4 protein-coding genes, 1 tRNA gene and 2 pseudogenes are annotated in these 6359 nt (G+C 67.5%); 5 read left to right on the top strand and 2 right to left on the bottom strand.

The window, feature by feature from the left end; translation table 11 throughout:
- From CHF16_RS40765 to CHF16_RS38860, 3 genes are all read left to right on the top strand, one after another.
- Nucleotides 1-291, top strand: a 291-nt coding sequence (locus CHF16_RS40765) for a hypothetical protein (RefSeq protein WP_179271930.1), incomplete at its 5' end; no start/stop codon positions are given.
- A 55-nt stretch (nt 292-346) separates the two neighbouring features.
- Nucleotides 347-694 (top strand): CU044_2847 family protein, encoded by a 348-nt coding sequence (locus tag CHF16_RS38865; RefSeq protein WP_138637403.1) that lies wholly within the window; start codon nt 347-349, stop codon nt 692-694.
- Entirely contained in the window at nt 661-3573 is a 2913-nt protein-coding gene (locus tag CHF16_RS38860; protein ID WP_089331203.1) for a trypsin-like peptidase domain-containing protein, read from the top strand. The genes CHF16_RS38865 and CHF16_RS38860 overlap by 34 nt, the downstream gene beginning before the upstream one ends.
- A 251-nt stretch (nt 3574-3824) precedes the next feature.
- On the opposite strand, the pseudogene CHF16_RS38855 reads toward CHF16_RS38860, so the two are convergent.
- Nucleotides 3825-4491, bottom strand: a pseudogene (locus tag CHF16_RS38855) (IS1634 family transposase); the annotation flags it as partial.
- Between the two features lie 433 nt (nt 4492-4924).
- Between CHF16_RS38855 and CHF16_RS40760 the strand changes: the two are divergent.
- Nucleotides 4925-5044, top strand: a tRNA-Ser gene (locus CHF16_RS40760).
- A 216-nt stretch (nt 5045-5260) separates the two neighbouring features.
- On the opposite strand, the gene CHF16_RS38850 is transcribed toward CHF16_RS40760, so the two are convergent.
- Complete coding sequence (locus CHF16_RS38850; protein WP_089331202.1) at nt 5261-5890, bottom strand: class I SAM-dependent methyltransferase; 630 nt, start codon at nt 5888-5890, stop codon at nt 5261-5263.
- Here CHF16_RS38850 and CHF16_RS41765 point away from each other — a divergent pair.
- Nucleotides 5879-6134 (top strand): annotated as a pseudogene (locus CHF16_RS41765) (transposase); the annotation flags it as partial. The gene CHF16_RS38850 and the pseudogene CHF16_RS41765 overlap by 12 nt on opposite strands.
- Between the last annotated feature and the right edge of the window lie 225 nt (nt 6135-6359).

Raw genomic sequence — 6359 nt, 5'->3', positions numbered from 1 at the left:
TCAACGAACTCGCCGACGCCTACCCAGACCGCATCCAGTAAAGACAACCAGACCCACAACAAGATCATCTTTACACACTTCGAGTTACAGGCTCCGGCCGCCTGGCCGGTGGAGACCGACCTGATCAGGTGTGCGGTGGCGGCGAAATCGGGCCGTGCGTCGGCGCCGGAGGCGGATCGGCCGGTCGTGCGTACGCGCTTCGACGCCAGGTGTCAATTCTTGATCAGGAATTACAGCGAAAATCGCACGGTCGCCGGTGGCGAATCACATCTGAAGAGCACCGCGTGTTGAGGAGGCGGCCCCCATACTTGGAATGCCGCTGAGGTCGACGAAGGGATTGCCTGTGATGACGGTGGAAATCGAGCAGGAGACCGCTTTGGTGCCGTTGCAAGTGGACGGGGCCCTGATCTACATGTCGGTGCAGCAATCGGAAGCCTCAGGAGGGCAGGAGGAAGAGGAGATCGGCTGGCGGCCGCCCACCCTGGAGCAGGCACTGGACGGGCTGATGGGCGTGGCCCGCGCGATGGGCACTCGGTTGCAGCAGAGTGACGCCTCACGGGTGACCGTCGAGTTCGGCTGCGAGTTCCTGGTCGAGTCCGGGAAGCTCGTCACGGTGATCGGCAAGGCCTCCGGTAAGTCCTCGTTCAAGGTCGCGTTGGAGTGGACGACACCGACGCCGGCACCGACACTGTGATCTCGGACGAGGGCGACACCGGCGGATGGCAGGCGCTGCTGCGGCGCGCGGTCGTCATGCTGACGGTGCCCTCGGGTGATGGTCGTCCCGCCGCAGTGGGAACCGGCTTCTTTGTCGCACCCGGGCTGGTGGCCACGTGCGCCCATGTCCTGGCCGCGACGCCAGAGGCGCTCCCGGCGCGAGTACGGGGGCGCCTGGTGGCACTGGGAAGCGACCTGGATCTGCGGACCGATCCCGGCCGGTTCTTCCGGGATACGGCGACCGGGCTGGATCTGGCGCTGCTCACAGCCGACGGCGTCGACCGCGCGGTGACGACCTCGGCTCAGCTGCGGACACAGGATCTGCTGTGGACGTTCGGCCATCCGGCGGGGCAATTCCGGGCGGGGCAGCATGCGAGCTTCACCTATCAGGGCGACTCTCGCCGCAGCCCGGATGAGGCTCTCGAACTGCCACGGGTATACGGCGTTCCGGTCGGCCCCGGCTACAGCGGCAGCCCGGTGGTCAACACCCGTACCGGAGCCGTGTGCGGGATGCTGTCGACCTCCGACAAGGCGGGCAGCGCCCACCTGATCCCCATCACAGCGATCCTGGCGCGCTGCCCGGAGGCGGCATCGGCATCGCACGGGGAATGGCTGGCGGCGCTGACCGACGAGCAGCTCGCCGCAGGCGGGTGGGCCTTCCCCGGGCCGCGGCTGGTCGCGTACCTGACCGCCGCGGCGTCCCGAGCGAGCGATCACCCCTATCCAGGCGTTCTGGCCGACGTCCGGAGACCTCCGCTCTCGCGCGTCTACGTGCGCCAGCACGCTTCCGCGCGGGCGCGGGGAAAGCTCACCGCGGACGAGATCTTCGGTGGTGACCGTGACGTCGTACTGATGGGCGGTCCGGGCGCCGGCAAGACAAGCCTGCTGCACAGCGGTGTCTCGGGCATCGCCGAGCACTGGCTCGCCCTTCGGCGGACCGGGCGAAGCGACGTCCTGGAAGGCGGCGCCGACGTGCCGCTGAGAGTCCCGGCGACCGATCTCACCCGCTCCGCGCCGCTGGCGGACCAACTCGGCAGGGCGGTCCGAGCTGATCTCGGCGGGCGGTTACGGGAGAGCCTGCCGAAGGACATCTTCGCGCGCCCGCCGATGCCCGGTAAGCGCTGGCTTGTGCTCGTGGACGGCCTCGACGAGGTCCTCGCCCCCGAGCGGCGCCGGGACGTCATCGCCGGTATTCAGGAGAACCGGTCCGGACCGTACCGGTTCGTCGTCGCCTGCCGTCCGCTCCCCGAGGCGGAGCTGGCCGAGTTCCGGCGCACGGAGGGCGGCGTGGACACCTACGAGCTGCTCCCCTTCGACGCCGGGCAGTTGTACGAACTCGCCCTCGGCTGGTGCAAGGTCTTCGAGGCGCCCGATCCCGAACGGGCCGCACACGACCTGGTCGCGAAGACCGGCCGGATCCGGCCGTCCACGCTGGTTCACAACCCGCTGCTGGCGACCATGCTGTGCCAGCTGTACCTCAGCGCTCCCGAACGGCCCTTGCCGTCCGGGCGTTACGGCCTCTACCGGGACTTCATCGACCTGCTCTGTGAGCGCCAGTACGCATCCGGCCAGTCCGGCATCGTCGCCCAGGCGCACGCGGCGCTCGATCCGTACGGGGTCAGTTCCGAGGAGGCCCGCGAGTTGCCCCGCCGGATCTTCGAGGCCCTGCCCCGCCTGGCGAAGGTCCGGTGGACCGAACCCGACGACCGGCCGGCCGTCGCCCTCGTCGCGAACTGGATCGGGGACCTGCGTCCCGCCGCCATGCGCATGCTGGCCTGGGAGGAGCTGCTGCGCGCCTGCCTGCGCCGTACCGGCCTGCTCGCCGAACACGCCGGCGATGTGGTGTTCATGCACCAGACGCTCACCGAGTTCCTGGCCGCCCAGGCCATCTCCGCGGACCCCGAGTCAAGCCGGACGGAGCTCCGCAAACTGTTCGGCGGATTCAGGCGGCAGGGCTTCTACGAGTTCAGCGAGGGCAATCTGCTCTCAGGCGATCTCTTTCTGATCGCCGCATGGCATGCCGATCCGCAGCAAAGACCCCACCTGGAGCGGGTCCTGCGCCGTCTGGCAGCCAGGAAGGACCTCAACGCAGGGACCGCCATCGCCCGGATCACCGCCGATGGAATCCCGCTTGACGAAGAGATCATCAAGACGGCCATCAAGACCCTGGGCGCACACTTCGACGACCCCCACCTTCATGCGAGGGTCCGCCTGCGGGCCGGACAAGCGCTCGCAGATCTCGACGACCCGCGGGGTGTCCAGCAACTCCTCGCCATCGCCGCCAGGTCCTTCGGAATTGAGCCTTTCTGGGTCGAGGCCGCGCGAGCACTGGCCGTGCGCGGCCACGCACAGGGTGTGGGCCTGCTCAAGGAATTCGTCGAGGATACGGAGTTGTTCCTTTCGTGGCGGGTCGACGCCGCGTCCTTCCTCGCAGAGCTCGGCGACGCCGCCGGCATCGAGTTCCTGACCAGGACGTGCGATGACCCCGCGGCCCCGGGTCACGACCGCATCGAAGCGGCGTACGGCCTCACCGAGATGGGACACCCGCACGGTTGGGAGCGGCTGTCCGAGCTTGCGCGCGACCCCGCCAATGACCTCGAATGGCCGATCACCGTGATACGGGACATCGCCGCCATGCGGCTCCCCCGCCGCGTAGAGATTCTGGAGGCCCTGGCCGATCTTCCAGAGCGCCATCAGAGCCACTCACGCATCATCGCGGCCGAAGAGCTCGCCGAGTTGGGCGTCCCGAGCGGCATCGAAACGCTCGCGGCAATCGCCGCCGACCGCCGGTACAACCGGTATGTCCGCCGCACCGCCAAGCGGAAGCTCGCCCGTTTCCGCAAGGAGCAGCAGGGCTGAGAACCGGCGGCCCAGACCGGGCCACCCGCCGCCGTGCTCATGCCGGCGAGCAGAACGTCAATGCCCGCCGAAGCGAGATGACATGATCGGCCGCAGCCTCATCAACTCGACCCGGACGTCGCGCGGCTCGAGTCCACGCCCGGGTTCGACGTAATTCAGCGGGCTGGAGAGGCGAATCTTTGTCCTGACCTGGGTGGACATGGGTTGTGGTCGCCTGGAGGCGTTTCTCCAGGCGGTGGTGTTCGCGCTGGTCAGCGGGGCGTGGGCTGGAGGTCGATGATCTCCTTGGGCGGGTCGATGTGGAGCTGGGTCAGCAGGTCGCGCTGGGGTTTGGTGGGGGCGGTGACCTGCCGGAACGTTCCGGTGGGCCCGGTGAAGGTGCCGATGTGCAACCGGTTGAGCTCGCGGCGGATGGCCGGCCAGGTGGTGCCGGTAGTGGTCTTGATGATCCGGATGAGGAGCAGGGCGAGCCAGCAGAGGATGATGTGGGCGCGGATGCGTTCTTCGAGCCGGTGGTAGACGGGTTCGCAGATCGATGATCTGTCTCATGTCGCGCCAGCCTCGCTCGACCTCCAGGAGCTGCTTGTCACCCAGGGCGATGTCCTCGGCGCTCAAGTGCGGGTCGCTGCAGCGCAGCAGGTACTTGCCGTCCAGGTTCTCCTCGGCCTTGATCTTGGTGGTGTCGATGCGGAGCTTGCCGGTCGGGGTGGTGCGCAGATACCGGTTCAGGCCGGGCTTGGCGGTGATCTTTCCGCGCAATTCGCCGCGCTTGTACTCGCTCAGGGCGTCGGTGCCGTCGATCAGCTCGGACAGCTGGGCGACCAGTTGCTCGCGGGTGTGCTTGTCATGCATCGCGGCCTCGGGGGTGTGGCAGATCACGAACCGTTCGGTGTCGGAGATCCGGACTTCCTTGATCCGCTCGGCATTAGCGCCTTTGGCGGGTAACAGTGCGAGATGGGCGCTACACTCACGCCGAGAACTTTCGTCCCGCCTGGTCTGTCGGCTTGAGAGAGCCCGCCTGCAGGCAGTGCTCGCCGATCTGGTCGACGCGCAGGTTCCGGCGTCAGCGCAGGTCGCGTAGCAGAGCTTGCAGCCGGTAGCGCAGCAGGCTGGCAAGATCGCGGGCCGAGCGGACGCGCTCGGCGAGGATGTCGACCAGGTCGCCGACGGACAGGTGCGCGGTGTCCCGGCAGGCCAGCGAGACCAGCCCTGCACTTGCCGATTACTCCGTCCGGTACAGGTCAGGCGAGGCCTCCTCCGAGCAAGCCACAAGATCGCCAACAACCGATGGCGGCTCGTTGTCGGCTCGGCGGTTCTGAAACGAATCAACATGCAGTGACATTGAATGGCAGGGAAATCGGGCGGAACACGGACGATTCGGCATACAATGACACTGCGCAACCCGTTCCGACACGACAATTTCGGACTTTTAATCCGTAGGTTGTGGGTTCGAGTCCCACGCGACCCACCACCCCTGACCAGGGAAAATGCGAGAATGCCCGGCCTGTCCACCGCCTGACATGCCCCGGTTCGTCCCCGTGGCGGCTCGATGGCGGCTCGGCGGCTCGATCCGGGCCCTGCATCCGCCCTAGGGCCTGTCTGACGATTCCAGTCGGATCAGCGAGCGTCCGCCGAGCTGGCAGTCCGGAGGTGCGCCGACCGGCTGGCGGGTATTACCGGGCAAGACCTACGATCGGCGGGCCAGCAGATGGGCGTCGAGGAAGCCTCGCTCGGAGGCCGGATCGTGGAGCAGCCGGGCGAAGGGAACGAGCCCGGCATCGGCCAGCAGTTCAGCGAGGCGATCCGCCGGCCAGCTGTAGGCAGGCGCCACCTTGTGATCGAACCGGACCGGTTCTTGTCCGTCGGTCCCGAAGAAGGAAACCAGGAGCAGGCCATCCGGCGCCAGGACGCGTACCTGCTCGGCGAGCAGCTCCGGCAGTTCTCCCGGAGGGGTGTGGATCATCGAATAGTGGGCCAGTACGCCGCCGAGCGCGCCGTCCTCGATCGGAAGGGATTCCATCCGCGCCTCCTGGAAGCACAGCGCCGGATGGGCCCGCCGTGCGTGGTTGACCATGCCGGGGGAGAGGTCGAGTCCGAAGGCGTCCAGGCTCAGTTCGTGCAGCATGGCCGTCAGATGTCCGGGCCCGCACCCGACGTCCGCTGCCCGCAGGTTGCCCGTCGCGCGCACCAGTTCGGCGAAGGTGCCGATCATGGCCCGGGTGAACGGCTGTGTCTCCAGCCGGTCTGCGAACAGCGATGCGTACAGCTCGACGACTCCGTCGTAGGCCGCACTGGTCTCGTCCTGATGGTTCGCCACGGGCAGGACTCTATCGCCAGTCTGATAATTGATCTTGTGGCAGGTCGAGGTGAGTTGACGGATGCGGCATGGGAGCGAATAGAGCCCCTGCTTGCCGCAGGTGGACGGACGCGGACGTCCGTGGCGTGATCACCGGCAGGTGGTCAACGGGGTGCTGTGGCGGCTGCGGACCGGGGCTCCTTGGCGCGACCTGCCCGAGCGGTACGGGCCGTGGCAGACCGTCTACGAGCGGTTCGCCCGCTGGGAGGCCTGGACCGCCCCGGCGATGTTGGAGGCTCAGATTGTTGGTTCTCAGCCGGTCTAGGTCGCTGTGCCACGTGACCGGTTGAACGCTTCCTCGTACTCGCGCGGGGGAATGTTCCCGCAGTAAGAATGAGCTGATTCCAACCTCATTCGGCCTGATGGTGAAGAGTGAGGATGGCCTGGACGATGGCGGTCAGGCGGCTGGGTGAGCAGCGGGCCTTCCGCA

This window comes from Actinomadura meyerae, from assembly GCF_900188445.1.
GTDB classification, from domain to species: domain Bacteria; phylum Actinomycetota; class Actinomycetes; order Streptosporangiales; family Streptosporangiaceae; genus Spirillospora; species Spirillospora meyerae.
The sequence above is the reverse complement of the archived record's forward strand: the minus strand, read 5'-3'. Positions and strand labels throughout refer to the sequence as shown.